This is a genomic window from Ornithinibacter sp. (assembly GCF_035443565.1).
Taxonomy (GTDB): domain Bacteria; phylum Actinomycetota; class Actinomycetes; order Actinomycetales; family Dermatophilaceae; genus Fodinibacter.
This window is the reverse complement of the sequence record NZ_DAORSO010000008.1, coordinates 1-25,519: the sequence shown is the minus strand read 5'-3', so window position 1 is coordinate 25,519 and position 25,519 is coordinate 1. Positions and strand designations below refer to the sequence as shown.

General features: G+C 70.7%; 25 protein-coding genes. 12 read left to right on the top strand and 13 right to left on the bottom strand.

Annotated elements, in window-relative coordinates; all coding sequences use genetic code 11:
- Nucleotides 1-6: 6 nt before the first annotated feature.
- Entirely contained in the window at nucleotides 7-813 is an 807-nt protein-coding gene (locus PLL68_RS02255) for a lysophospholipid acyltransferase family protein (protein ID WP_324531249.1), read from the bottom strand.
- 116 nt (nucleotides 814-929) lie between these two features.
- On the opposite strand from PLL68_RS02255, the gene PLL68_RS02250 reads away from it, so the two are divergent.
- The gene (locus tag PLL68_RS02250) at nucleotides 930-1,601 is read left to right on the top strand and encodes a hypothetical protein (protein ID WP_324531247.1); all 672 of its coding nucleotides are present in this window, start codon (nucleotides 930-932) and stop codon (nucleotides 1,599-1,601) included.
- A 51-nt stretch (nucleotides 1,602-1,652) separates the two neighbouring features.
- Here PLL68_RS02250 and PLL68_RS02245 read toward each other — a convergent pair whose 3' ends face one another.
- From PLL68_RS02245 to PLL68_RS02225, 5 genes are read right to left on the bottom strand one after another with little or no spacing between them, the layout of a single operon-like run.
- Nucleotides 1,653-2,327, bottom strand: a complete 675-nt coding sequence (locus tag PLL68_RS02245; protein ID WP_324531245.1) for an endonuclease/exonuclease/phosphatase family protein — start codon at nucleotides 2,325-2,327, stop codon at nucleotides 1,653-1,655.
- An 11-nt stretch (nucleotides 2,328-2,338) separates the two neighbouring features.
- A complete protein-coding gene (locus PLL68_RS02240) occupies nucleotides 2,339-3,316 on the bottom strand; it encodes an ROK family glucokinase (protein WP_324531243.1) in 978 nt (325 codons plus the stop codon).
- Complete coding sequence (locus PLL68_RS02235; protein ID WP_324531241.1) at nucleotides 3,309-3,848, bottom strand: hypothetical protein; 540 nt, start codon at nucleotides 3,846-3,848, stop codon at nucleotides 3,309-3,311. Before PLL68_RS02235 ends, PLL68_RS02240 begins: the two co-directional genes overlap by 8 nt.
- A complete protein-coding gene (locus tag PLL68_RS02230; RefSeq protein WP_324531239.1) occupies nucleotides 3,838-5,061 on the bottom strand; it encodes an ArsA family ATPase in 1,224 nt (407 codons plus the stop codon). The genes PLL68_RS02235 and PLL68_RS02230 overlap by 11 nt, the downstream gene beginning before the upstream one ends.
- 8 nt (nucleotides 5,062-5,069) lie before the next feature.
- On the bottom strand, nucleotides 5,070-5,513 hold the full coding sequence (locus PLL68_RS02225) for an SRPBCC family protein (RefSeq protein WP_324531237.1): 444 nt from the start codon (nucleotides 5,511-5,513) through the stop codon (nucleotides 5,070-5,072).
- A gap of 127 nt (nucleotides 5,514-5,640) precedes the next feature.
- Here PLL68_RS02225 and PLL68_RS02220 point away from each other — a divergent pair, with 127 nt between their 5' ends.
- Together PLL68_RS02220 and PLL68_RS02215 are read left to right on the top strand one after the other, a co-directional pair.
- Nucleotides 5,641-7,431 carry an AMP-dependent synthetase/ligase gene (locus PLL68_RS02220; RefSeq protein WP_324531235.1) on the top strand — a complete coding sequence of 597 codons (1,791 nt, stop codon included), beginning with the start codon at nucleotides 5,641-5,643 and terminating at the stop codon, nucleotides 7,429-7,431.
- Nucleotides 7,424-8,887 carry a hypothetical protein gene (locus PLL68_RS02215; RefSeq protein ID WP_324531233.1) on the top strand — a complete coding sequence of 488 codons (1,464 nt, stop codon included), beginning with the start codon at nucleotides 7,424-7,426 and terminating at the stop codon, nucleotides 8,885-8,887. The genes PLL68_RS02220 and PLL68_RS02215 overlap by 8 nt, the downstream gene beginning before the upstream one ends.
- On the opposite strand, the gene PLL68_RS02210 is transcribed toward PLL68_RS02215, so the two are convergent.
- Entirely contained in the window at nucleotides 8,844-10,289 is a 1,446-nt protein-coding gene (locus PLL68_RS02210) for a hypothetical protein (RefSeq protein ID WP_324531231.1), read from the bottom strand. The two genes, PLL68_RS02215 and PLL68_RS02210, sit on opposite strands and share 44 nt — an antisense overlap.
- An 18-nt stretch (nucleotides 10,290-10,307) precedes the next feature.
- A complete protein-coding gene (locus tag PLL68_RS02205) occupies nucleotides 10,308-10,613 on the bottom strand; it encodes a hypothetical protein (RefSeq protein ID WP_324531229.1) in 306 nt (101 codons plus the stop codon).
- 514 nt (nucleotides 10,614-11,127) lie between these two features.
- Between PLL68_RS02205 and PLL68_RS02200 the strand changes: the two genes are divergently transcribed.
- The 3 genes from PLL68_RS02200 to PLL68_RS02190 all read left to right on the top strand — a co-directional run bounded on the left by PLL68_RS02200 (nucleotide 11,128) and on the right by PLL68_RS02190 (nucleotide 15,395).
- Entirely contained in the window at nucleotides 11,128-13,089 is a 1,962-nt protein-coding gene (locus PLL68_RS02200; RefSeq protein ID WP_502910625.1) for an HNH endonuclease signature motif containing protein, read from the top strand.
- Between the two features lie 176 nt (nucleotides 13,090-13,265).
- The gene (locus tag PLL68_RS02195; RefSeq protein WP_324531227.1) at nucleotides 13,266-15,002 is read left to right on the top strand and encodes a DEDD exonuclease domain-containing protein; all 1,737 of its coding nucleotides are present in this window, start codon (nucleotides 13,266-13,268) and stop codon (nucleotides 15,000-15,002) included.
- A 111-nt stretch (nucleotides 15,003-15,113) separates the two neighbouring features.
- Nucleotides 15,114-15,395 carry an Lrp/AsnC family transcriptional regulator gene (locus tag PLL68_RS02190; protein ID WP_324531225.1) on the top strand — a complete coding sequence of 94 codons (282 nt, stop codon included), beginning with the start codon at nucleotides 15,114-15,116 and terminating at the stop codon, nucleotides 15,393-15,395.
- Nucleotides 15,396-15,479: 84 nt separating this feature from the next.
- Here PLL68_RS02190 and trpD read toward each other — a convergent pair whose 3' ends face one another.
- Together trpD and PLL68_RS02180 are read right to left on the bottom strand one after the other, a co-directional pair.
- Nucleotides 15,480-16,544, bottom strand: a complete 1,065-nt coding sequence (gene trpD / locus PLL68_RS02185) for an anthranilate phosphoribosyltransferase (RefSeq protein ID WP_324531223.1) — start codon at nucleotides 16,542-16,544, stop codon at nucleotides 15,480-15,482.
- Between the two features lie 5 nt (nucleotides 16,545-16,549).
- Nucleotides 16,550-16,999: a response regulator transcription factor gene (locus PLL68_RS02180; RefSeq protein ID WP_324531221.1), complete on the bottom strand. Its 450-nt coding sequence runs from the start codon at nucleotides 16,997-16,999 to the stop codon at nucleotides 16,550-16,552.
- A gap of 153 nt (nucleotides 17,000-17,152) precedes the next feature.
- Between PLL68_RS02180 and ctaE the strand changes: the two genes are divergently transcribed.
- From ctaE to qcrB, 4 genes are read left to right on the top strand one after another with little or no spacing between them, the layout of a single operon-like run.
- Complete coding sequence (ctaE, locus tag PLL68_RS02175; RefSeq protein WP_324531219.1) at nucleotides 17,153-17,830, top strand: aa3-type cytochrome oxidase subunit III; 678 nt, start codon at nucleotides 17,153-17,155, stop codon at nucleotides 17,828-17,830.
- Between the two features lie 58 nt (nucleotides 17,831-17,888).
- A complete protein-coding gene (qcrC, locus tag PLL68_RS02170; protein ID WP_324531217.1) occupies nucleotides 17,889-18,701 on the top strand; it encodes a cytochrome bc1 complex diheme cytochrome c subunit in 813 nt (270 codons plus the stop codon).
- Nucleotides 18,702-18,752: 51 nt separating this feature from the next.
- On the top strand, nucleotides 18,753-19,904 hold the full coding sequence (qcrA, locus tag PLL68_RS02165) for a cytochrome bc1 complex Rieske iron-sulfur subunit (RefSeq protein ID WP_324531215.1): 1,152 nt from the start codon (nucleotides 18,753-18,755) through the stop codon (nucleotides 19,902-19,904).
- Entirely contained in the window at nucleotides 19,904-21,637 is a 1,734-nt protein-coding gene (gene qcrB / locus PLL68_RS02160) for a cytochrome bc1 complex cytochrome b subunit (RefSeq protein WP_324531213.1), read from the top strand. Before qcrA ends, qcrB begins: the two co-directional genes overlap by 1 nt.
- Nucleotides 21,638-21,787: 150 nt before the next feature.
- On the opposite strand, the gene PLL68_RS02155 is transcribed toward qcrB, so the two are convergent.
- On the bottom strand, nucleotides 21,788-22,069 hold the full coding sequence (locus PLL68_RS02155) for a DUF167 domain-containing protein (RefSeq protein ID WP_502910623.1): 282 nt from the start codon (nucleotides 22,067-22,069) through the stop codon (nucleotides 21,788-21,790).
- A gap of 46 nt (nucleotides 22,070-22,115) precedes the next feature.
- On the opposite strand from PLL68_RS02155, the gene PLL68_RS02150 reads away from it, so the two are divergent.
- Nucleotides 22,116-23,528 (top strand): serine hydrolase domain-containing protein, encoded by a 1,413-nt coding sequence (locus PLL68_RS02150; protein ID WP_324531209.1) that lies wholly within the window; start codon nucleotides 22,116-22,118, stop codon nucleotides 23,526-23,528.
- Nucleotide 23,529: 1 nt separating this feature from the next.
- Nucleotides 23,530-23,883, top strand: coding sequence for a metallopeptidase family protein (locus PLL68_RS02145; RefSeq protein ID WP_324531207.1), 354 nt, complete (start codon nucleotides 23,530-23,532; stop codon nucleotides 23,881-23,883).
- 140 nt (nucleotides 23,884-24,023) lie between these two features.
- On the opposite strand, the gene ctaF is transcribed toward PLL68_RS02145, so the two are convergent.
- Together ctaF and PLL68_RS02135 are read right to left on the bottom strand one after the other, a co-directional pair.
- On the bottom strand, nucleotides 24,024-24,437 hold the full coding sequence (ctaF, locus tag PLL68_RS02140; protein WP_324531205.1) for an aa3-type cytochrome oxidase subunit IV: 414 nt from the start codon (nucleotides 24,435-24,437) through the stop codon (nucleotides 24,024-24,026).
- A 5-nt stretch (nucleotides 24,438-24,442) separates the two neighbouring features.
- Nucleotides 24,443-25,519: cytochrome c oxidase subunit I (locus tag PLL68_RS02135; protein WP_324531203.1), on the bottom strand; the 1,077-nt coding region annotated here is incomplete at its 5' end.

Genomic DNA, 25,519 nt, shown 5'->3' with positions numbered 1-25,519 from the left:
CCCCGGTCAGCTCGCGCGGCGCTGCGGCCCGCTGTCGTCGTCGAGACCCTCGGCGTCCAGGACGCCCTCCAGCTCGGAGACGGCCCGGCCGGGCTGAGACGCCTGCTGGGCCTCCTTGGCCTTGCTCTTCTTCTCGCGGGCGATGCGGTCCTTCATCGCGGTGGCGTACATGTCGACGTACTCCTGACCGGAGAGCTCCATCATCGCGTACATGATCTCGTCGGTGATCGAGCGCAGGACGAACCGGTCGCCCTCCATGCCCTCGTAGCGGGAGAAGTCCAGCGGCTCACCGATGCGCACCCCGACGCGGATCAGCTTGGGGATCTTCTTGCCGGTCGGCTGGGCCTTGTCGGTGTCGATCATCGCCACGGGGATGACGGGCACCCCGGCCTCGAGCGCCATGCGCGCCACGCCGGTCTTGCCCTTGTAGAGGCGACCGTCGGGGCTGCGCGTGCCCTCGGGGTAGAGCCCGAGCAGCTCGCCGCGGCGCAGCACCTTCAGCCCCGAGCGCAGCGCGGCCTCGCTGGCGCGCCCACCGGAGCGGTCGACGGGAAGCTGCCCGACACCCTTGAAGAAGGCGGCCGTGAGCCGGCCCTTGATGCCTTCACCCGTGAAGTAGTCGGACTTGGCGAGGAAGGTCATCCGCCGCGGCACGCACAGCGGCAGGAAGATCGAGTCCGAGAAGGAGAGGTGGTTGCTGGCGAAGATCGCCGCACCGGTCTCGGGAATGTTCTCCGACCCCTCGACCCACGGCCGGAACAGCAGGCGAAGGATCGGCCCGAGAATGACCGTCTTCAGCACCCAGTAGAACAACCGGACCACCCTTCCTTGCGCGTCGCCCGCAGCCTAGTGCACTGGATCACATAGCTGTCCTGATCTGATCGCATGCGAAGATCGAAGCCCCCGCCCGCACCACCCGAGGAGACCCCGTGCCAGACCGGCCCGGCGACATGGACGAACGCGACGTCGATGCGCGCTTCGCCTCGATCGTGGCGCAGTGGGAGCACTCGGCGGTCGATGAGTCGGATGCCGTGGCACCGGCAGGTGCCCCCGTCACCGACGACTCCCCCGCGGATCCTGCGGCCGGGCCCGAGTCCGCTGCTGGCTCCGCCAGCTCCAGCAACTCCGCTGTCCCCGGCGACTCCGCAGACGGGCCGCCGCGGGACGCGGACCAGTCGGAGTCCGCCGGGCCGGAGGCAGCCGCACCCGCACCACGCGACCCCTGGGTCAACCCCTCCCCCCTCAACCTGATCATCCCGGCGTCGGCCTGGCGAACCCCCGAGCCCCAGGACGCCGCCACCGAACGCGCCGCCGCCGACGCCGAGGAGGCCCTCGAGGCGGCCATCGCCGCGGAGGAGCCGCACTTCGAGCCCCCCGAGGTCACCCTGCCGCCGCAGGAGGACCTCGGTTTCTGGGGTGCCGTCATCGGCCTGGTCGCCGGGCCGCTCATGCTGCTCTACGTCGTGTTCGCCCGCCCGTTCCACAGCACCCGGTGGTTCGTGGCGTCGGTCGTCGTCTCACTGCTCGGCTTCGCCCTGCTCGTGCTGCGCCAGCCCGCACACCGCGACCCCACGAGCGGAGACGACGGCGCGCGCATCTGAGGCGCACTCCCGGGAGGTAGGGATCCCACAGCGGGCACCGCTCGCGCAGGCTCAGACCTCGAGGTCGACCCAGGTGGCCCGGTGGTCGCTCGCCTGCGCCCACACGGCATCCGGCAACAGCACGTCGCGGTGCGGTTTGACGCGCAGGTCCGGTGACGCGAACACCACGTCGAGCACCCGCCGCGGCCGCTTCGCCGGGAACGTCGGGGCCGCCGGGGACACCAGCCTCATCCGGTCAGGGACGTCGATGAGCCGCCACGCGGCGCCGGTGTCGCCCTCGTTGAGGTCGCCGGCGATGATGAGCGAGCCGCGGTCCGAGAGCGCCTGCAGGATGCGTTCGGTGTGGACGACCCGCTCGTCGGGCTTCAGGCTGAGGTGCACCGACACGGCCGTCAACTCGGTCCCGCCCGGCGCGGCGACCCGCACGACGGCGTAGCCACGGGTGCGGTCCGGCCAGCGCACCGGCAGCCGGGAGTGGTGACAGTCGAGCACCCGCACCCGGTCGGAGACGAAGATCGTCGTGCCTCCGCTGCTCCGGTGACGGCCGGGCCAGGTCATGCCGGTCGCGGCCGCGAACTGACGCACGCGCCAGGTCGCGAAGAGTCGGCGAGGAACCTCCTGCAGGCACAGGATGTCGGGCGCCACCGCGCGCACGATCCGGGCAGCCAGCCGGTGGTCGTCGAGGAAGTCGCGCGTGTTGTAGGTCGCCACCCGCAGCGTGGTCACCGAGGTCGACCTCAGCGCGCCAGGGCGTCGGTGCGGGCGAGGTCGGCGGCACCGACGAGCCCGGCCTCGTTGCCCAGCTCGGCCGCGACGATGGTCGCCTCCGGGCGGTACCCACGGCCGGTCAGCTGGCGACGGAAGGCCGCCCGCGCCGGCTCGAGCAGCAGCTCGCCGGCTGCGCTCACACCCCCGCCGATGACGAAGGTGCCGGGGTCCAGGGCAGCGGCGAGGTCGGCGATGCCGAGCCCCAGCCAACGCCCGATCTCGGCCAGCAGCTCGCAGGCGAGCGGGTCGCCGTCGCGGGCGGCCTCGGTGACGAGTGGGCCGGTGAGGTCCTCGGGCCGGCCACCGACCCGGTCGAAGAGGTCGGAGACGACGGGACTTCCCGCGGAGAACAGCGCCCGGGCCTCCCGCACGAGCGCGTTGCCGGAGGCGTACTGCTCCCAGCACCCCCGGTTGCCGCACTCACACCGGATGCCGTCGGGCACGACCTGCATGTGCCCGAACTCGCCCGCGATGCCGTGCCGGCCACGGATGACCTGACCGTCGAGCACGATGCCCCCGCCGATCCCCGTGCCGAGGTTGACCATGACGAGGTGGCTCTCGCCGCGCCCGGCACCGAAGCGGTGCTCGGCCCACACCGCGGCGTTGGCGTCGTTGTCGACGAAGGTCGGCAGCGCCACCCGGCTGGCGAGGGCGTCGCGCAGCGGTTCGTTGCGCCAGGACAGGTGTGGGGCAAAGACCACGGTCGCGCGGTCGGCCGCGACGAAGCCGGCGGCACCGATGCCGACCGCGACGATCGGCCCCGTGCTGCTGTCCAGCAGCTCTTCGACGACCGAGACGATGGTGTCCTCGACGACGCGCGGGCTCGTCGACCGGTGAGGGGTGCTGCGACGGGCCCGCTCGTGGACGACCCCGTCGGCGTCGACGACCCCGCCGGCCACCTTCGTGCCGCCGATGTCGATGCCGATCGCCAGACCCTGCTCAACCACTGGGCGTATCCTTCGGGTCCTTGCCCTGTCCGTCGGCGCTGACGGGCTCGGCGTCCCTCACCGGGATGGGGCGGCTGGGGCTGGGTCGCGGTGCCGCGGACGCCGCGGGTCGCCGCGACGGCGACTTCCCGGCATCCGAGGGGGCGTTCGGGGGTGCGTCCGCCGCACGAGCGCTCGCGAAATCGGCCAGGACCGTGGCGGCCAGGGTCGCGAGGTCGGCCAGGCGGATGATCGTCTCAGGGCTCAGCGAGCGCACGACCTCGGCGGTGCGGCACAGCGGGCACCAGGTGCAGAAGGGGTCGTGGCCACCGGCCTCGGATGCCGGGCGCTCACCGTCGCGTCGACCCTCACCTTCACCCTCATGTCGACCCTTGGGCTCGTGCGCCTCTGCGCCAGCGGGCTCGCCGGCGCCAGCGGGGCCGGCCGGGGCGGCGCCGCTGGCGGTCTCCGCCGACCGGCGCAGGCTCTCGAGCAGCTTGGCGGCCTCGTCGGCGACCGACCCGACCTGCTCATCCCAGCGATCAGCGCCCACTGGCCCACTGCTCCTCGTCCCGTTCGAACCGCACCCGCAGCACTCCGTTGCCGACATCGGCATTCTGGACGATGCACCGGCGCAGCACCGACGGGAGGGTGACGACGCGCCGCTGCCCGCCCACCTCGATGACCAGGTCGTCGTCACGGCGGGCCATCTCCACCTCACCCGCCGACACGAGCGGCAGCGGCAGGCTGAGCACGAAGTCGTCACCGTCCGCCGCGACCCGCATGACCGGCACGTCGACGTCGTCCATGATCGCCGGCACCGCGCCACGTTCGGACGTCGTCGAGGTGGCGAGCGCCTCGAGTGCCTGCACCCCGATCGGCTCGCCGGCGAGGTAGGGGGCGATGAGGACGGGGATGCCGCGGAAGGACTCCCGCACCCGTTCCAACCCGCTGGCCTGGGCCGCGGTCCACGCCGCCCGCCACGGGTCGGTGTCGCCCGGCGCGGACGCGGGCAGCACCCGGTTCACGACGACGGCATCGACGGCGTAGCCGTGGAGCGAGAGCGAGGTGAGCACCCGACGGCTCTCGGCGATGACGACCCGCTCCGGGGTGAGCACCACGCGCACGCTGGCCCGGGGCGAGGTGAGCAGGGTGCGGACCTCGACCATGAGGTCGCGCCAGGCACGCAGGACGAGCAGCACCTCCGGGCCCGGCACCGGCACCCCCGTGGCGGCGGATGCCGCCGGGCGCAGCACCGTGAGCAGTCGTCGTTGTGCGGGCAGCAGGCGATCCAGGTGCCAGCCGAGGACCTCGGGCAGGGCGAGCAGCCGAAGGGTCTCCGCGGTGGGGGCGCAGTCGACGACGACGAGGTCCCACTGGCCGCGCTGGGTCTGCAGGGCGAGGGCGGCCAGCGCCGTGACCTCCTCCGCACCGGGCAGCGAGGTCAGCTCGTCGGCGACGACGGGGTCCACGCCCATGGCGTCCAGCACGCCCAGCAGGTAGTCGCGCACCACCTGCCAGTCGGCCTCGACAGCGGTGTGTGCGCCGACGGCGAGGGCGTGCAACCCGGGTTCGACCGCGTGGCTGTCGTCCCAGGTACGGGCGGTGCGCAGGTCGACGTCGAGCGCGTCACCGAGGCTGTGTGCGGCATCCGTGGACATGACCAGGGTCCGCAGACCCGACCGCGCAGCCCGCACGGCCGTGGCGGCGGCGGTCGTCGTCTTGCCGACGCCGCCCTTGCCGGTCACGAGGACGACGCGGGGCATGGCGGGGCTCAGCCCTCGACGCGCTTCTTGAGCTCGGACAGGGCGAGGTTGATGATGTGCTTCTCAGCCTTGCGCTTCAGCAGGCCGATCATCGGCATCGTCAGCTCGACCTCGAGGTCGTAGGTGACCTTGGTGCCGCCGGTGACACGGTCGAGCGTGTAGGTGCCGTTCAGGCCCTTCAGGAGGTTGGCCCGCACGAGGTGCCAGGACACGCTGCCCGTGCCGTCCTCGGCGACGTTCCAGTCGTACTCGAGCACGTAGTGGTCCTTGATGGCCCCCGCGTCGAGCCGGAACTCCACCTGGTCGGCCCAGCCGTCCCCGTCCTCGGTGAGCAGGGTCGCCGACTTGACCTCGTGCGCCCACTCCGGGTAGCGCTCGAAGTCGGCGATGACGTCGAGGACGTCCCCGGGTTCGGCGGCGATCTCGATCGAGGACTGGGTGCGGTCGGCCATGGGACGGCACGTTACCCGCACCGGGCCGCCGTCATTCGCGGGTGCCCGCGTTGGCGGGTTCTACAGTGGGTCACGAAGCCCTGTCCGTTGCCCTCACGAAGCCCTGTCGTCGCCCAAGGAGCCACCCGTGCACGAGAAGTCCATGCCGCTGATCCTGCCTGAGACCTCCAGCGGGAGCCTGGCCGACCTGCCGGGTCGTCAGGCGAGCGCCAACCCCGGCAAGGTGACCTTCTCGGTGCGGTCGGGGTCGGAGTGGACCGACGTCACCGCGGCCACGTTCGCCGCCGACGTGGCCGCTCTCGCCAAGGGCCTCATGGCGGCCGGCATCGCCCCCGGCGAGGCCGTCGGCATCATGAGCCGCACCCGCTACGAGTGGACGGTGGCCGACTTCGCCCTCTGGTCGGCCGGGGCCGTCCCGGTCCCGATCTACGAGACGTCCTCCCCCGACCAGGTCGAGTGGATCCTCGCGGACTCCGCCGCCGTCGCGGTCATCGTCGAGGATGCCGCCCACCTCGCCGCCGTCGAGGCGTCCCGTTCGCGCCTGCCCGGCCTTCGGGAGGTCTGGGTCATCGGCCAGGGGGACATCGACAGCCTGAGCCAGGACGGCGACGACGTCGACGACGCCGACCTGGCGGCTCGTCGCTCGGCCCTTCAGCGCGACAGCCTCGCGACGATCATCTACACCTCGGGCACCACCGGCCGCCCGAAGGGTGTCGAGCTGACCCACGGCAACTTCCTCACCCTGGCCGAGAACACCAGCGAGGAGATCGCCGAGGTCGTCAAGGGCCAGGGCGCCTCCACCCTGCTCTTCCTGCCCCTCGCCCACGTCTTCGCCCGGTTCATCGAAGTGCTGGCGGTGACGGCCGGGGTGCGGATGGGGCACTCCTCCGACCTCAAGGCCCTGCTCGACGACTTCGCCACCTTCAAGCCGACGTTCGTGCTGGCCGTGCCGCGCGTGTTCGAGAAGATCTACAACTCCGCCGAGGCCAAGGCCGAGGCCGGCGGCAAGGGCAAGATCTTCGCCGGAGCCACAGCGGCGGCCATCGCGTGGTCGCAGGCCCGGGACTCGGGTGCGGTTCCGCTCGGCCTGCGCGTGCGCCACGCGGTGTTCGACAAGCTCGTCTACGCGAAGCTGCGCGACGCGATGGGCGGCGAGATCCAGTATGCCGTGTCCGGTGGTGCACCGCTCGGCACGCGGCTCGGCCACTTCTTCCGGGGCATCGGCGTGACGATCCTCGAGGGCTACGGCCTGACCGAGACCACGGCGCCGGCCACTGTGAACCGCCCGTCGGCGATGCGGATCGGCTCGGTCGGCCTCCCCCTGCCCGGCGTCGACGTGAGGATCGCCGACGACGGCGAGATCCTGCTGAGGGGCGTCAACGTCTTCCGCGGCTACCACGCGAACGACGAGGCGACGGCATCCTCGATCCAGGACGGGTGGTTCCGCACCGGCGACATCGGTGAGCTCGACCACGACGGCTTCCTGCGGATCACCGGTCGAAAGAAGGAGATCCTCGTCACCGCCGGTGGCAAGAACGTCGCCCCCGCGGTCCTCGAGGACGCCCTGCGGGCCCACCCGCTCATCAGCCAGTGCGTCGTCGTCGGCGACGGCAAGCCCTTCATCGCAGCCCTCGTGACCCTCGACGCGGACATGTACCCCGGCTGGGCAGCGAACAACGGCATGCAGGGGGTGCCGTTCGCCGCTGCCCGCGCGCACGAGACCGTGCTCGCCGAGGTTCAGAAGGCGGTCGACGCCGCGAACACCGCGGTCTCCAAGGCCGAGTCGATCCGCAAGTTCGGCATCCTCGACGGCGACTTCACCCTCGAGTCCGGTCACCTCACCCCGTCCCTGAAGCTCAAGCGCAACATCGTCATGCGCGACTTCGAGGACGAGGTCGACGCCCTCTACGGTGGCTGACGCCCACGAGGTGTCGCAGACCGGCGGCACCGGTCTGCGGAGCGAGAGCGCTGCGCCAGAACCCGGTCGCTCCCGTGCCGTTGCCGGCACTTCGGCCGCCGTGGTGCTCGGGCTTGCCTGGCTCGCGTGGTTCGGCGTGCTGCAGTGGAGCGTCGTGCGGTTCCGGGTGCCGATCGTGCTGACGCTGACCGTGTGCGCTGCCCTGCTCGCGTGGTGGCTGGCCCGCCGGTTCGTCATCGACGTCCCGCGTTGGCTCGCCCCGAGCGTTCTCCTCGGATCGGTCGTCATCACGCTCACCGTCCCGCTGTTCAGCTACGTGCGGGGAGGTTGGCTCACGGCGGCCCTGGCGATCCTCACGACCGGGGGGCTGGTCTGCGCCGTCCTGCTGACCCGACCCGGCCGCGCCACGGCCCTAGCGGCCTACGTCGTCGCGGTGCTCACCCACACCGCCCTGGCGGCCGTCGCCGTCATCGGCGACCGCGCCCCGAAGATCGACGTCTGGGTGGTGCTCCAGCAGGGGGCCGATGCGCTGGGGCGCGGCGAGAACCTCTACACCCAGCAGTGGACCGACTCCCCCGGCGTACAGGACTTCTTCCCCTACCTGCCGTGGATGTCGGTGCTCACCGCTCCCGGCCGGTGGCTCGCCGGTGACGTGCGGTGGGCCGTCCTCGTGTGGTCGCTCGTGCTGTACGCCGGCCTGTGGGCGCTGGCCAAGGGGCACGTCGAGCGGGCCGCCGCCGTGACCGCCGTGCTCGTGCTCGCCCCGGGCACCCTCACCCAGGTCGACCAGGCCTGGACCGAACCCGTGCTCGCGGCCGCAATCGTGTGGTGGGCCGTCCTCGTGCGCCGGGGGCACGCGTGGTGGGCGATCGTGCCGCTGGCGCTCGCGTGCGCGAGCAAGCAGCACCTGGCACTGCTGGCTCCCGTCCTCCTGGTCTGGCGCCCTTTCGGCGTCTCGAGAACCCTCGCGACCGGAGGCCTGGCAGGGTTGCTCATGGCGCCGTGGGTCATCGCCGATGCCGACGCCTTCGTCAACGACACCGTCGTCACGCTGCTGAACTTCCACCCCATCCGGTTCGCGAACACCTGGTACCTCTACGCCCTCAACGAGCACGGGGTGACCCTGCCGTTCGCGGTGACCGGCGCCGCCATGGTCGGCATCGTGGCGGTCGCGGCGTATGCCGTGTGGCGCCGACGGCCTGACGTCGCCGAGGTGCTGCGCTGGCTCGCCCTGGTGCTGGCCGTGGCCAACCTGGTCAACAAGCAGGGGTTCTACAACCAGTTCTGGCTGGTCGCGGCCCTCGTGGCAGCATCCTTGGCACTGCCGACCGGTGACTCCCGGGGAGCAACCGACGCCGACGAGGCCATCGACTCCGACGCGGCCGACACTCCCCTGCCGGAAGGGGTGACCGTCAACGAGCCAGGGTCTCGAGCCGCTGCCGCCACGCCCGGGTGAGCTCTTCACGGCTGGAGCCGAGCACCGTCTCGAGCGCGGCATCCGTGCGGGCCTCGGCGTCAGCTGCGGTGCCGGTGGAGGCTGCGGCCCGGACCAGCTCTCGCAGCGCCTCCTCGCCGTGCTCCTGCGCGATGAGGTCAACGGCCTGCCACGCGGCGAGGTAGGGCACCTCGAGGTTCCCCGAGGTCGGCTGGAGCGCGGAGGTGTCAGGCAGCTCGGTCGGGGCGCGCCCCTCGCGCACCGCGGTGATCAGGGGTGCGAGCAGCACGCCGTCGCCAAGGCCAGCCCGGGCGTAGCCGACGTGGTCGGCGTAGCCCTCGGCCAGCCACGTGGCAGGGGCTCCGGGCACGCTCGAGCGCACCGCGACGTGCGCGAGCTCATGGGTGAGCACGACGTCACGGCCGACGGCGGACAGCCGGGTGTAGGCATCGGGGTCCAGCACGATGCGGTCCCCCGTCGCCCGTCCGTCGGGGCCGGCCGGGCCCTCGGTGGTGGCCGCCACCTCGCTGCGTGCCCCGGCCGAGCCAGCCGTCCCGCCGGATTCTGCCGCCCCACCTGGGCCTGCTGCCCCGCCTGAGCCGTCCACCCCGCCTGAGCCGATCGCCCCATCTGAGCCTTTCACCCCGCCGGATTCTGCCGCTCTCGGTCGTCCGAGGAGGGCGTCCGCCTGCTCCGCCGTGGCGGGGGCGAGCACGAGCACCTGGTTGGGCGTCCCCGGCCAGTGGCGATGCATCTCGGGCCTGGCGCGGTCGACGATGCCGGCGTATTCGACGAGGCTCGCCTGCGGCACCGTGCCGGCCACCACCGCGTGCTTGGTGCGGTGCACCCGCAGCCCCGGCATGGCGACCCACGGAGCGCTCGCACCCGGGCCCGACGGCTCCTCGGACACCACGGCCCACCCGTCACCCAGTCGCACCACTCGGTAGGCCAGTCGGGTCTCCCGGTCGCCCGTGTCGAGCCCGTCCAACCGGTAGTGCACGACCACGGTGGCGAGGTCACCAGTCAACGTTGGGTTCTCGACCTCCAGGCGGGCGAGCCGCAGCGCCCTGGCGGCGTCATACCCATCGAGCTGGCGTCGACCCGAACTGGAGCGTGGGTCGGCGACGGTTGCCCTGAACTCCTGCTCGTCACCGGCGAGCAGAGCCGCGGCACGGCGGGTGAGGAGCGCGGAGACCTCTGACGCGGATGCCGGCCGCCCGGCATCCGCGGTCGTTCCCCCCGTCGTCGTGGTCGTCGTCGGGGCCGTGGTGGAGGCGCCGGCCGTGCCGAAGGACTCGCTGGACGAGGTCGCTGGGGTGGAGCCCGGGACGGCACACCCTGCGACCGTTGCCACACCGACCATCCCCAGGGCGGTCAGCGCCGCGGCGAGCACGCGATGGCTCAGAGAGGACCGGCGGGACACCAACCCATCGTACGGAGGTCAGCCGACGGCCCGGTCGTCGCCGGCAACCCCCGCCAGGTGCGGCGACGCCGGCTCGAGCCGAGCACGGGCGCGTGACGCGGTCTCGGCGTCGACGAGCCCGGCCAGCACGAGGTTGGTCACGGCGGCGCGCTCCTGCGGGTCGAGAGCGAGGTCGACACGCAGGGTCGACTGCTGCGCGAGGTCACCTCGCAGCGTGGGCGCCGCGAGGTCGAGCAGCACGGGCACCATGCAGTCACCGCACTGCAGCTCGCGCACGGGGCAGGTTCGGCACTCGACGGTCATCGTCAGGTCGTGTCCGGTCATCGGGTCTCACCCCTTTCCAGGTGGTCTGCGTCCACGGTAGGAGAGAGCACTGACAAGGCCTCGCGAGTCGTCGTACCCAGCGTCCGCTGCCGGATGGACGGCATCCCTCGCAGACTGGTCGGAAGGCCCTGTCGGTGGCCGCGCCTAGGGTTGCCGTATCACCCGCGAGAGGGTGGGCGGCGTGTTCAGCCGTGGGGCTATCACGCTGGGGAACAGCGAATTTCGGGCAGGGGAGGGTGACGTGTCTGACCTCGGAGTGACCGCGGGTCGCAGTGGCGACCGGCATCCCGAACTGTCGACAGCCAGGTTCCCAGGCTCGGTGGAGACGGCGGGCTGGGCGGACACAGCGGGTTGGGCGGACACAGCAGGCTGGGCGCACACGGCAGGCTCGGTGGGGGCAGCGGAGCTGTCCGAGGTGAGTCGGGCGGTGGGGGCCTTGGCCGGGGTCGTGGACCGCGAGGGTGGGCTGGCATCGCGCCCTGACCTCGCTGCCCTGATCGAGGAGTCTCAGGGCTTGATCAACATGCTGACGGCCGTGCAAGACGTGGCGATCACGCATGTGGCGGCGATCGAGGAAGAGTGGGATGAGGACGGCTTGGTCATCGAGTCGCGGCGGGTGCCAGGGCACGTGGCCCTGGATGCGCCGGACGTGGTGGCGGGCGCGTTGCGGGTGTCGCACCTTCAAGCGCAACGTCGGGTGGTGTTGGCGGCCAGGTTGGCAGCCGCTGGGCAATCCACAGCCGCCCAGGTTGCTGAGGGTCCGGATGCCGTGGCTAGCGATGATGGTGACGGTTCCGAGGTGCCTGACACACAAGACGCGGACGCGGACGCCGACGGAGCTGACGCTGAGGACACCCTCGCAGCACCGTCGGGGTTGGCTGGCGTGCATGCGGCGATGCGCGATGGACGCCTGGATGGGTACGCGGCGGCGGTGCTCGCCGATGAGCTCGAAGAAGCTCCGCCAGAGGTCGCCCGTGCCGTGGTCGTTGGGCTGGAGGAGTGGTTCGGTCGAGAGTGCGCGTCGGTGTTACGGCGACGGTGTCGTCGCGCGTTGGCGAGGGTCAGTCCAGATCTGCTGCGCCAACGGGCGGTCCGAGCCCGCGCAGAGGGCGGATTGCGGCGGTGGGCGGAGGAACCGGGGGTTGACCGCTGGTCGGGGTCGTTCCCCTCGGAGCAGGCAGCGTTGGGGTGGGCCGCCGTCGACGCGTTGGCGCGGCAGTACGTCGCCGACGGGTCGTGCGACCGTCTGGAGCAGGCCCGTGGCAAGGCCCTGATCGACCTGGTCACCGGAAACGCGAACATCGACGTGACGGTGGTGATCACCACCGCTGAGGACACCGATCCGACCAACCCAGCCAACCCGACCACCCCCGCGAACCCAGCCAACCCCGCGAACCCGGCCGACCCCGCGGGCAGGGAGGGTGCTGCTGCGCCCGCGCGTCCGCCTGATGCCGCTCCGCGCCAGCAGGGCGGCGCCGGTGACGACCCTCTCGCCGCCACCCACCGCGAGGCTGACGGTGACGACCGACCGTGCAGTTCTGCTCGGTCTGCGCCGCACGAGTCCGGGGCGGAGGACCTGGTGGAGGCTTTCGGGCCATTTGCTGGTGATCCGATGCTGGTGCGGCGTGCCTGGCTCGCCGAACTCCTGGGCGCCAAGCGGAAGGTGCGATTTGCACGGTGCCACCCCCGCACCGGCGCGCTTCTCGACGGGGGCATCGCGCGCCCACAGCCGCAGCGCTCACCCCTGGCGTCGGCGGGTTCAACCGTGGCGTCGGCAAGCTCACCCGGGACTGCGTCGTACCGACCAAGGAAGCAGCTGGCAGCGCTGGTGCGCTCGCGCGACGGGCGATGCCGCTTTCCCGGGTGCTCGGTAGCGGCCCGCTTCTGCGACCTGGACCACGTACGACGGTGGCCGACCGGCCCAACCACCGCCGCGAACCTGATGTGCCTGTGCCGGCGTCACCACCGGATCAAACAACGACCCGGATGGAGCGTGCGCCTGGGCGTTGACGGCACCGCGGCCTGGACCGACCCCGTCGGCAGACACCTCGTGACCTGGCCCCGCAACTACCTCGACCTGCTCACCCTGCCTGCGGCGGTCGCCGGGCCTATCGACCCCTTGACTCCAGCGCCCTACCAGCGTCCGGCAAGAGGGGTGGCGACGGCAGCAGCGGCAACAACAGCAGCAGCGACATCGGACAACCCGGGCTCAGCGTTGCCCACCGACAGCGCCGCTACCGAGGTGAGCATCCTCGAGACGGTCTTCGAGGTGCTTGGCGACGGCTACCGGCCCACCACCACAGCCCACCCGCCATCGCCAGCACAACGGCGATGGTGCGGCGACCTCGTCCGAGCCCGGCCCGATCGCGCATGCCTGACATTCCCCAGGCGCCGCGACGACGATCCCCACCACCACATCCACGCCGGGCCACTGGTGGCGGCGGAGAAGTTCGAGATCGAACCACCACCCTTCTGATCGAGCCGCCACCCGAACATCCCGGCTCAGGGCGTCGACGCCACGCCCACAGCACTGCATGCCTCCGCGCCGCCACGCCCACAGCACTGCATGCCTCCGCGCCGCCACGCCAACGGCACTGCCTGCTTCCGCGCGCCTCACGGGGTCTGTCGGTGGTGACACCTAGCGTCAGCGACATGAGCACGGCCGCGGTCCCCGCCATGGTGCAGGGCACCTTCGACGACCTGGGCACCGCGTTGTCCACGGTCACCTTCGTCGTCGTCGACCTCGAGACCACCGGCGGCAGCCCTGCCGAGTGCGGCATCACCGAGATCGGCGCCGTGAAGGTGCGCGGCGGCGAGGTGCTCGGCGAGTTCCAGACCCTGGTCAACCCCGGTGGCCCGATCCCGGCCTTCATCTCGGTGCTCACCGGCATCACCGACTCCATGGTGGCCTCCTCACCCCGCATCGAGGCCGCCCTGCCAGCCTTCCTGGAATTCGCGGCCGGCAGCGTGCTCGTCGCCCACAACGCGGGTTTCGACATCTCCTTCCTGAAGGCCGCCGCCCGGCGCACCGACCACGAGTGGCCGGGCTTCCGGGTGCTCGACACCGTCCACCTGGCCCGACAGGTCGTGCGCCGCGACGAGGTGCCCAACCACCGGCTCGCCAGCCTCGCCCAGCTCTTCCGTGCCACCACCGCCCCTGACCACCGGGCCCTGCACGACGCCCGGGCCACCGTCGACGTCCTGCACGGCCTGCTCGAACGCATCGGGTCCCTCGGTGTGCACTCCCTCGAAGAACTTCTCGACTACACGGCCAAGGTCTCCCCCGCTCGACGCCGCAAGCGCCATCTGGCCGACGGCCTTCCCGACGCCCCCGGCGTCTACCTCTTCAAGGACGGTCAGGGCCGCGTCCTGTACGTCGGCACGTCCGTGTCGATCCGCACCCGGGTACGGTCCTACTTCACCGCGTCCGAGCACCGGCGACGCATGGGTGAGATGGTGCGCATCGCCGAGTCCGTGACCCCCATCGTGTGCGCGACGACGCTCGAGGCCGAGGTCCGCGAACTGCGCCTCATCGCCGAGCACAAGCCGCGCTACAACCGCAGGTCACGGCATCCCGAGAAGGCCCCGTGGGTCAAGCTGACCGTCGAGCCGTTCCCCCGGCTGTCGGTGGTGCGTGCGGTCGCCGATGACGGCGCCCGCTACGCCGGGCCGTTCTCGTCGCGCGCGGCCGCAGAGGCAGCGATCGCGGCCGTCCACGAGGTGCTCCCGCTGCGCCAGTGCCTCGAGCGGCTGTCCCCCACCCGGCCCCGATCCGCCTGCGCCCTCGCGGACATGGGCCGCTGCGGTGCGCCCTGCACCGGCGCCCAGTCGGTCGACGACTACGCGCTGATCGTCGACCGCGCGGCTGACCTGCTCTCCGGCGGAACCCGCGACCTGCTCACCGCCCTGCGCGACCGGATGGCCGAGCTCTCCGCGCAGCAGCGCTTCGAGGACGCCCAGGTGGTCCGCGACCGGCTCGTCGCCCTCGTGCGGGGCACCTCTCGATCGCAGCGCCTGGATCCGCTGGCACGCAGCCGCGAGCTCGTCGCCGCCCGGCGCACCCTGCTCGGCGGCTGGGAGGTCATCTGCGTGCGGCACGGCCGCCTCGCCGGCAGCACGACCTCACCCCGTGGCGCCGACCCGATGCCCTACATCGAGGCACTGCGGGCCAGCGCCGAGGTCGTCGCCCCCGCGCTGCCACCCGCGACGGCGGCCACCGCCGAGGAGAGCGAGAAGATCCTGCGCTGGCTCGAATCACCCGGGGTGCGCATCGTCGACATCGACGGTGTCTGGACCTGCCCGGTCGGTGGGGCGGTACCCGTGCGCGCCGAGCTCGAACCGCTGGAGAGCGCCCGACGTGAGGTCGCTGGCTTCGCCGGATCGCGCTGAGGCTCGTTGCAGACCACCACCGAGGGCATGCAGTGAACCCTCCGCTCCGCATCCGACGCCCGCTCGGCACGGCATCCGGTCCCTCGTGACCGCCCCGGCTACGCTGACGTCGTGATCACCGCCATCGTCCTCATCACCGCCGACGTCGACCGCATCCCCGAGGTCGCGCAGGAGATCGCCGACCTCGACGGCGTCACCGAGGTCTACTCGGTGGCCGGCGACGCCGACCTCATCGCCATGGTGCGGGTGCGGCGGCACGAGGATCTCGCCGACACGATCGCCGACCGGCTCAACAAGGTCACCGGGGTGACGGGCACGAACACCCACATCGCGTTCCGCACCTACTCCGCGCACGACCTCGAGGCGGCCTTCAGCCTCGGCCTCGAGAACTGACCTGTCGAGAACTGACCGCTCGAGACCTGCCCGCGCCGAAACGGATTGAGCCAGACCTGACCGAGCGCGGTCTGGCCGACCCGGTCAGGCGGCAGCGGTCGCGCTGACCCAGCGCTCCAGCAGCCTTGCGGCAGACCCGTCGTCGATGGCGGCGCGGGCCCGCCGCATCCCCTCGTCGACGGCCCTCGTCAGCGCGGCCGACGACACGTCGTCACCGAGACCGGATGCCGTGGCGAGAGCCATGCCCGCGTTGAGCACCACCGCGTCGCGCACCGGGCCGACCTCCCCGGCCAACAGGTCCCGCACCACCTGGGCGTTGTGCGCGGCGTCTCCTCCGCGCAGGGCCTCCACCGGGCTGAGCTCCAGGCCGAGATCGCTCGGGTCGAGGCTGAGCTCGGTGACGTCGCCGTCGCGCACCCACCACACGGTGGACGTCGTCGCCAGGGTCAGCTCGTCGAGGCCGTCGTCGCCGCGAAAAACCGCCGCGGCGCGGCCACGGCCGGCGAACACACCGGCGATGAGCGGGGCGATCCGAGCATCGGCGACACCCACCGCGGCGTACGTCGGCTGGCCGGGGTTGGTGAGCGGGCCCAGCGCGTTGAACGCGGTGCCGACCCCGAGGTCGCGACGGGCGACGGCGGCGTGACGCATCGACGGGTGGAACGCGTTGGCGAAGCAGAACGTAATGCCGGCCTCCTGCGCCACGGCGGCGACCTGCTCGGGGGCCAACGTCAGCGACACGCCGAGCGCCTCGAGCACGTCGGCGGAGCCCGAGCTCGAGGACGCCGCCCGGTTTCCGTGCTTCACGACGCGCAGACCGGTCGCCGCGACGACGATCGAGGCCATCGTCGAGATGTTGACCGAGTGCATGCGGTCCCCGCCGGTGCCGACGATGTCGATGCTCGGACCGGGCACGTCGATCCGGTTCGCGTGCTCGAGCATGACGTCGGCGATGCCGCGCAGTTCGGCCACGGTCTCGCCCTTGGCACGCAGCGCGACGAGGAACCCCGCGACCTGGACCGGGGTGGCCTCCCCCGACATGATCTCGGCCATTGCCCAGCCGGCCTGCTCGGTGCTGAGGTCCTCCCGGCGCAGGAGTGCGGTCAAGAGGTCCGGCCAGGTTGCCCTGGCCGGATCGGTGAGGGTCACGACGCTCAGCCGACCGCGACCCGGGTTCGCGCCAGGGCAGCCACGGCCTCGGAGACGACGATCGGGTCGAGCGGGTGTGACACGGACTCGTCGGCGAGCGACCACCCGGCCAGCCACCCGTCCTGCGGGCGCCCGGTGAGCACGAGGATCGGCGGGCACTCGAAGATCTCGTTCTTCAGCTGACGACACAGGCCGAGCCCGCCGAGGGGGGAGGCCTCGCCGTCGAGGATCACGACGTCGTACCCCCCGGCATCCATCGCCTCGACGACGGCCTCGGCGGTCGCGCACTCGTGCCACCGGACGATCTCGACGTCGCGGGCGGGGCGGCGGCCGGCAGCGGCACGCACGGCGTCCCGGGTCGTCACGTCGTCGCTGTAGAGGAGGACCGACACCCGGTGGATGCCGTCGGACTCCGGGGCCTGAGCCGAGGTGTCGGTGCCGTGCGATGAGGTCATGCGCGCATCGTACCGGTGGCGACAGCGACCCGCCGGGAAGGCCTGCGTGGTGGCCAGAACACCTCGTCGCCGCTGCCGTTCAGCGGAAACTTTCGCGGACTTGTCGAGCGTTTTGGGGGGTCCCCGCAGCACGCGAGAGAACTTCCGGCCATAATGGCGTTCGTGGCGACTCAGACAGCTTCCCAGACCAGGCCCGCGGGGCCCGTGCCTTCGATCCCCGGCCAGGGGCCAGCGACCCGACCGAACCTGGTCGCGGTCGGCACCATGGTGTGGTTGTCGAGCGAGTTGATGTTCTTCGCGGCGCTCTTCGCGTTCTACTTCACGATCCGCGGCCACGAGCCGCAGTTGTGGGCTGAGAACACGGCGATCCTCAACATCCCGTTCGCCCTCGCCAACACGATCGTCTTGGTCATCTCCTCGGTGTGGTGCCAGCTCGGTGTGCTGCAGGCCGAGAAGGGCGTCGTCGCACGGCCGGCCGGCACCAAGCTGACCAAGGTCTCCGCGTGGGGCATGCGTGAGTGGTACGTGCTCACCTACATCTTCGGTGCGGTCTTCATCGCCGGTCAGGTCTACGAGTACGCCCACCTCGTCGCCGAGAACGTCACGTTGTCCTCCGATGCCTACGGCTCGGTCTTCTACCTCGCGACCGGCTTCCACGGCATGCACGTCACCGGCGGCCTCATCGCCTTCCTGCTCATCATCGGGCGCACCTTCACGACCCGCCGCTACACGCACGCGCAGGCCACCGGCGCGGTCGTCACGTCGTACTACTGGCACTTCGTCGACGTCGTGTGGATCGCCCTGTTCATCATGATCTACGTGCTGAAGTGACCCAGACGATGACGCACCCCACGACCACGACCCCGCAGACGACGACAGGAACGCACCCGTGAACTCACTGGCAGCCCGCCGCCGCCACCCAGCCGCGATCGCCGTCCTGATCATCTTGGGCCTGTTCCTCACGGGCGCCGTCTACGCAGCGTTCGCGCCCAAGCCGGCTGACGCGACCACGAAGGCCCTCCCGGCACAGACGGTCGAAGAGGGCAAGGCCCTGTTCCGGGCCAACTGTGCCTCCTGCCACGGCCTGAACGCCGAAGGCCGCGCCACCGGCAACGGCGACAAGGTCGCCGGCCCCGCGCTCGCCGGCGTCGGTGCCGGTGCGGTCGAGTTCCAGATGGGAACGGGCCGGATGCCGTTGGCCGGGCCGAAGGTGCAGGCTCCCGCGCGCGGCGAGGTGAAGTTCTCGCAGGACCAGATCGACGCGATCGGGGCCTACATCGCCTCGCTGTCCCCCGGACCCGAGCGGCCGAGCGCCGAGGCCATCGACCCCACCAAGGGTGACCCGGCCAAGGGTGGCGAGCTGTTCCGCGTGAACTGCGCGATGTGCCACAACTTCGCCGGTGCCGGCGGTGCCCTGACCCGCGGCAAGTACGCCCCGGCCCTCACCGGTACGAGCGACGAGCACATCTACCTGGCCATGACCACCGGCCCCCAGAGCATGCCGGTGTTCAACGACTCCAACCTCTCCCCCGAGGCCAAGCGCGACATCATCGCGTTCCTCAACACCATCGAGGAGCAACCCAAGCAGGGTGGCCTCTCGCTCGGCTCGATGGGTCCGGTCTCCGAGGGCCTGTTCGCCTGGGTCTTCGGTCTGGGCATCTTCGTGGCCTGTGCCGTGTGGCTCGGCTCCAAATCGGCCTAGCACCCCCAGTCGTTTCCCTACCCGCCCGTCGAACAGAAGATCGGTACCCCGATGAACGAGCAGGAAACCCACCACCCCGGTGCTGAGGTGGAGCCCGCCTCCACCTCCAGCACGGCCGTGAGGCTTGATGAGGGCCACATCATCGGCACGGGCGGCGTCCCCGAGCGCTTCACCAACCCCGGGCTGCCCGCCCACGTCGCCCGAGCTGCGGACCTCGACGAGGCTGCGGCCCGTCGCGCGGAGAAGCAGGTGGCGACCCTGTTCGGCCTGTCCATCCTCGGCACGCTGGCGTTCATCGTCCTGTACTTCGCGGTCGACCTCGACCAGACGGTCTTCGTCCCGGGGATCGGCGTCACCAACGCCTCCAACCTCGCGCTCGGCACCACGATGGCGCTCGGCATGCTCGGCATCGGGTTCGGTGCCGTCCACTGGGCCAAGACCCTCATGCCCGACGAGGAGGTCGTCGAGGAGCGCCACCCGATGCGCGCGTCCGACGAGTCCCGCGAGCGGGTCGTGAAGGTGCTCGCCGAGGGTGGCGAGCAGTCCCAGATCACCCGCCGCCCCCTGATCAAGTACACGATGGGTGGGGCGCTCGGTCTGTTCGCCGTGCCACTCGTGCTCCAGGTGGCCGGCAGCCTCGGCCCGATGCCGCAGAAGAGCCTGTCGCGCACCTTCTGGAACGGCGGCCCCAGCGGCCCGGGTGAGGACCCCGAGTTTCGCCCGCTTCGCCTGATGCGCGACCCGGAGGGCACGCCGGTCAAGGCCGAGGACGTCACCATCGGCTCGGTCTTCCACATCATGCCCGAGGGCCTGCTGCCCAACCCGGACGACCCGGAGGCGGAGTACCTCGAGAAGCACATCCTGGAGGAGAAGGCCAAGGCCGCCGTCATCCTCATCCGGCTCGACGAAGACCTCATCGAGAGCCAGAAGCAGCGCGACTGGGGCCACCAGGGCATCGTCGCCTACTCCAAGATCTGCACGCACGTCGGCTGCCCCGTCGGGCTGTACGAGCAGCAGACCCACCACCTGCTGTGCCCGTGCCACCAGTCGACCTTCGACGTGACGCAGGACTGCAAGGTCATCTTCGGCCCCGCCAAGCGGCCGCTGCCACAACTGAAGATCACCGTCGACGACGAGGGTTACCTCGTCTCCGCCGCACCGTTCGCCGAAGCGGTCGGCCCGAGCTTCTGGGAGCGTGGCTGATGAGCACCACCACCGCCCGACCCGCCGACGCCCTGCGCGAGGGGGACACCCCCGCCGAGGCCGCTCCCTCCGGAGCCGCCCGTCGCGTCGGTGGCATCGCCGGATGGGTCGACGACCGCACCGGGGCCGCCAAGCCGGTCGGCTACCTCATGAAGAAGGTCTTCCCCGACCACTGGTCGTTCATGCTCGGTGAGATCGCGATGTACTCGATGATCATCTGCCTGATCACCGGTGCGTTCCTCACCTTCTGGTTCGTGCCGAGCGCCGGTCACACGGTCTACGACGGCTCCTTCGTGCCGCTTCGCGGTGTCGGGATGTCCGAGGCCTACGCCTCGACGCTCAACATCTCGTTCGACATCAAGGGCGGCCTGATCATCCGCCAGATCCACCACTGGGCCGCGCTGATGTTCATCGTCGCCCTCACGGTGCACATGTTCCGGGTCTTCTTCACCGGTGCCTTCCGCAAGCCGCGCGAGATCAACTGGGTGATCGGCACCGTCCTGGCGCTGCTGGCCATCGTCGAGGGCTTCGCCGGCTACTCCCTCCCCGACGACCTGCTCTCGGGTACCGGCATCCGGGCCATGGCCGGGTTCGTGCAGACCGCCCCGGTGATCGGCACCTACCTCGTGTACGGCATCTTCGGCGGCCCGTTCCCCGGCGAGATGATCATCCCGCGGCTGTACAGCGTGCACATCCTCCTGCTGCCTGCGATCCTGATCGGGCTGTTCACGGCCCACATCGGTCTGGTCTTCGTCCAGAAGCACACCCAGTACCCGGGCCCGGGCCGCACGAACGAGAACGTCGTCGGTTTCCCGGTCATGCCGGTGTACGCGGCGAAGGCCGGTGGCTTCTTCTTCATCGTCTTCGGTGTCCTGGCCATGATCTCGGCACTGGTGCAGATCAACCCGGTCTGGGCCTACGGTCCGTACGACCCCTCCCCCGTCACGGCCGGCTCCCAGCCCGACTGGTACATGGGCTTCGCCGATGGTGCGCTGCGGCTCCTGCCGGGATGGCTGGAGTTCGAGTTCTGGGGCTACACCCTGTCGCTCAACATCGCGCTCGGTGCCCTGGTGTTGCTCCCGCTCGTCTACACGGTGCTCGGCATCTACCCGTTCGTCGAACGCTGGGTCACCAAGGACGACCGTGAGCACCACCTGCTCGACCGCCCGCGCAACAACCCCGTGCGCACCGGCATCGGCATGGCGGGCATCACCGCCTACTCGATCTTCATGTTCGCCGCGGGCAATGACATCATGGCGATCAAGCTGGGCATGTCGATCAACGACATCACCTGGTTCTTCCGGATCGGGCTGTTCGTCCTGCCGCCGCTGATGTTCTGGGTCACCAAGCGCATCTGCCTGTCGCTGCAGCGTCGCGACCGCGACACCGTCCTGCACGGCCGGGAGACGGGCACCATCATCCGCACCCCGGACGGCAAGTACTTCGAGCGACACGACACCGAGCTCACCGCCGACCAGTGGGTGCTGGTGCAGCACGACCCGGTGGCTCCCCTCGAGCTCGAGACCGAGGTCGACGAGCACGGTGTAGCCCGCAAGACCAGTCGACTGGCCAAGGCCAAGGTGGCGCTCTCGAGGTTCTACTTCGCGGATGCCGTCAACCCTGTCACCCCCGCGGAACTCGCCGCTGCTCACCACCACGGTGAGGAGCACGAGGCCATCGAGGCTGCCCCGTCCGCCGACGAGTCCGAGCCTGCGCAGGTCGGTCGCCACTGACCTGCTCGTCAGCTCCCGACACGGGGCGCACCGCCAGCCGATCACGGCTGAGGGTGCGCCCCGTTCGCATACCACCTGATATAGAGTCGGCAGGGCCTCTGCTACTGGGCCTGCAAGGCCTCCGCCACTGGGCCTGCAGGGACTCGAGCGCTACCGGGCCAGCAGAGCCTCGAGGGTGCGACGCCCTTGGTCGGCATCAACGCACACCTCTAGCACCTTGGTGCGTGAGCGCTCCCCCGCCACCAGGCTGACCTCCCGGGGTCGCACGCCGAACGCGCCTGCGACGGCTGCGCACACGGCCGCGGTGGCGGCACCGTCCACCGCCCGGGCACTCACGGACACCCCGAGCACCTCACCGTCGCCCCACCGGCCACCCACCCGCGTGCGTGACGCTCCTGGGCGGACTCGGACGGTGACGTGCACGAAGCCCATCCTGCCAGCGGACCGACAGCCACCAGCGCTCGGTAGGGTGGGCGCAGTGAGCCACGAAGACACCGGGGAGTTGCCGCGGAGCACACCCGAGAGCCAAGGAGTCCCCTCGGGTGCCGTCCTGGCGATGCTGCGCCGCTGGGAGACCAGCGGGTGCGAACCGCACAGCGTGGTGATCGTGCGTCATGGCCATGTCGTCGCGCAGGGCTGGTGGGCGCCCTACCGACCAGAGCACCAGCAGCTGCTCTACTCCGTGAGCAAGACCTTCCTGGCCGTCGCCGTGGCACTGGCCGAGGACGACGGGCTGCTCGGGCGCGGTGAGCGGCTCGTCGACGTCTTCCCCGAGGCGGCAGCCACGGCCGGGCCGCGGGCCTCGGAGATCACCGTCGAGGACTGTCTGCGGATGTCGACCGGGCACCACGAGGACACCCTGGACACCGTGCCAGGCCTCCTGGGGTCGGGTGATGGCGCTGCCGCCCTGTTCCTCGCCGCGGAGCCCGAGCACGAGCCGGGGTCATGGTTCGTCTACCACAACGGCGCGAGCCTCATGCTGGCCCTGGCGGTGCAGCGCCGCACCGGCCAGCGACTCCTGCACTACCTGCGCCCCCGCCTGCTGGAGCCCCTCGGCATCACCTCGGCGAGCTGGCGCAGCGCCGCGGGGGGCGACCTCGGCTTCAGCGGCCTGCACACCACGACGGACGCTGTGGCCCGGCTCGGCGTGCTGCTCCTCAATGACGGCGTGTGGCAGGGCACCCGGCTCCTCCCGAGCGGGTGGGTGGGCACAGCGAGCAGCGCCCTGAGCAACACGGCACACCACCCGGGGACGCCCGACTGGCAGCAGGGCTACGGCTACCAGCTGTGGCAATCTCGCCACGACGGCTTTCGAGCCGACGGGGCCTATGGGCAGTTCAGCCTCATCCACCCTCGGCACGACCTCGTCGTCGCCGTGACGGCCTGCACCGACGACGCACAGCCGATCCTGGAGGCCGTCTGGGAAGAACTGATCCCGGCTCTCACCGACACACCCTCCCCAGCCGACCCCGAGGCCGTTCACGAGCTCTCGCAGGCACTGGACACCGCGGTGCTTCCCGCTGTGGGGTCCACGTGCGAGCCCGCAGTCCCTGGCCCGTGGGTGTTCACGCACGAACCGACCCCGGAGCACCCGCGTCTCACGCGCGTCGAGGTGCGCCCGCACGAAAACAGCTGGCTGCTCGTCGTCGATGACGGCGAGCCACTGCCGATCACCTGCGGCGACGGGCGGTGGCCGGATGCCGCTGGCGCGCCTTTCGTCGCCGCCGGCGGCTGGGTGTCGCCAGACGTCTTCGAGGCCACGATCGTCGCCGTGCAGACTCCCCACTCGCTGCACCTGCACTGCACCGACGGCGTCGCCTCCGCGCGGTGGCGCGGGTACCCCTTGCACGGGCCCTGCCTGTCGTGGCAGCGCGAACCGGATGGAGACTGACATGCGCCCCGTCACCCACGACGAGTTCGACGCGATCGTGCAGGACGCGCTCGACGACGTCCCTGCCGAGCTGATGGCCATGCTCGACAACGTCGTCTTCTTCGTCGAGGACGAGCCCTCCGCGGACGACCCCGATCTCCTGGGCATCTACGAGGGCACCCCCCTCACCGAGCGCGGCGAGTGGTGGGGTCAGGGATCACTCCCGGACCGGATCACCCTGTTCCGCGGCCCGCTGACCAGGATGTGCGCGGACGCCGAGGAACTGCGTGAGGAGATCGCCGTCACCGTGGTTCACGAGATCGCCCACCACTTCGGCATCGAGGAAGAAACCCTGCACGACCTCGGCTGGGGCTGAGAGACGCGCCGCGCCCGGGCTCAGAGCGCTTCCGACACACCTCGGCCCCACCGGAGACTGCTCCGGTGGGGCCGATGGGTGCGAGGTGAGAGCGCTCAAACTCTCTCGAGCGGCATCCTCACTCGTGCAGTGTCACTGCCTCAGAGTGCGTGCTCGCCCTTCCAGTACTCGAAGGTCCACCCGATGAGGGCAGGCACCGCGAAGAACGCGCCGATGATGAAGACCCACCACCCGACGGCCAGCCCGAGGAAGCAGACGGCGGCAGCCGCAGCCAGGAAGAGCGGCCACCAGCTGTGCGGGCTGAAGAAGCCGTAGTCGCCCTGAATCTCGTCGATGTCGCCGAGCGGGTCGTCCGACGGGTCGACCTCGAGCTTGCGCCGGGTCATGCCGAGGTACCACGTGATCATGAAGCCGAGCAGCCCACCGAGGATCAGGCCGATGACGCCGACCCACTCGATCCCAAGTTCGGTGGAGTTGGTCCAGAAGCCGTAGATCGTCGCCATGAGGAAGGCGAAGACTCCGAGCAGGGCGCCGATGCGCTCCATCGCGAGCATGGGGCTCAGCCCTCCTTCTTCTCGTCGGCGAAGGCATTGCCTCCGAGGTCAGCCGGACCGAGTGCCGAGACCAGCACGTTGTCGTCGGCGACCGCGGCGTCGTGCACACCGGCTGGCGCTGCCTCAGGGTGGTGCAGGTCGAACGCGGGACGCTCGGAGCGGATGCGCGGGATGCTGTTGAAGTTGTGCCGCGGGGGCGGGCAGGAGGTGGCCCACTCCAGCGAGGCGCCGTAGCCCCACGGGTCGTCGACCTCGACCAGTGGCGCGGTCTTCCACGTCTTCCACACGTTGTACATGAACGGCAGCATCGACACCGCGAGGACGAACGACCCGACCGTCGAGATCTGGTTGCCCAGGGTGAAGCCGTCCTCGGGCATGTAGTCGGCGTAGCGACGGGGCATGCCCTGGATGCCGATGAGGTGCTGGACGAGGAACGTGGTGTGGAAGCCGATGAACAGCAGCCAGAAGTGGATCTTGCCCAGGCGCTCGTCGAGCATGCGGCCGGTGAGCTTGGGCCACCAGAAGTAGAAGCCGGCGAACATCGCGAAGACGACGGTGCCGAACACGACGTAGTGGAAGTGGGCCACGACGAAGTAGCTGTCGGAGAGCTGGAAGTCCAGCGCGGGGCTGGCCAGGATCACGCCCGTCAGGCCTCCGAAGAGGAAGGTGACGAGGAAGCCGAGCGACCACAGCATCGGGGTGTCGAAGGAGAGCTTGCCGCCCCACATCGTGCCGATCCAGTTGAAGAACTTCACCCCCGTCGGCACCGCGATGAGCATCGTCATGATCGCGAAGAATGGCAACAGCACTTGTCCGGTGACGTACATGTGGTGCGCCCACACGCTGACCGACAGGGCCGCGATGGCGATGGTGGCGTAGACCAGGGTCTTGTAACCGAAGATCGGCTTGCGGGAGAACACCGGCAGGATCTCGGAGATGATCCCGAAGAACGGCAAGGCGATGACGTAGACCTCTGGGTGTCCGAAGAACCAGAAGATGTGTTGCCAGAGCATGGCCCCGCCGTTGGCCGGGTCGAACACGTGCGCCCCGAAGCGGCGGTCGGCGCCCAGCGCGAACAGCGC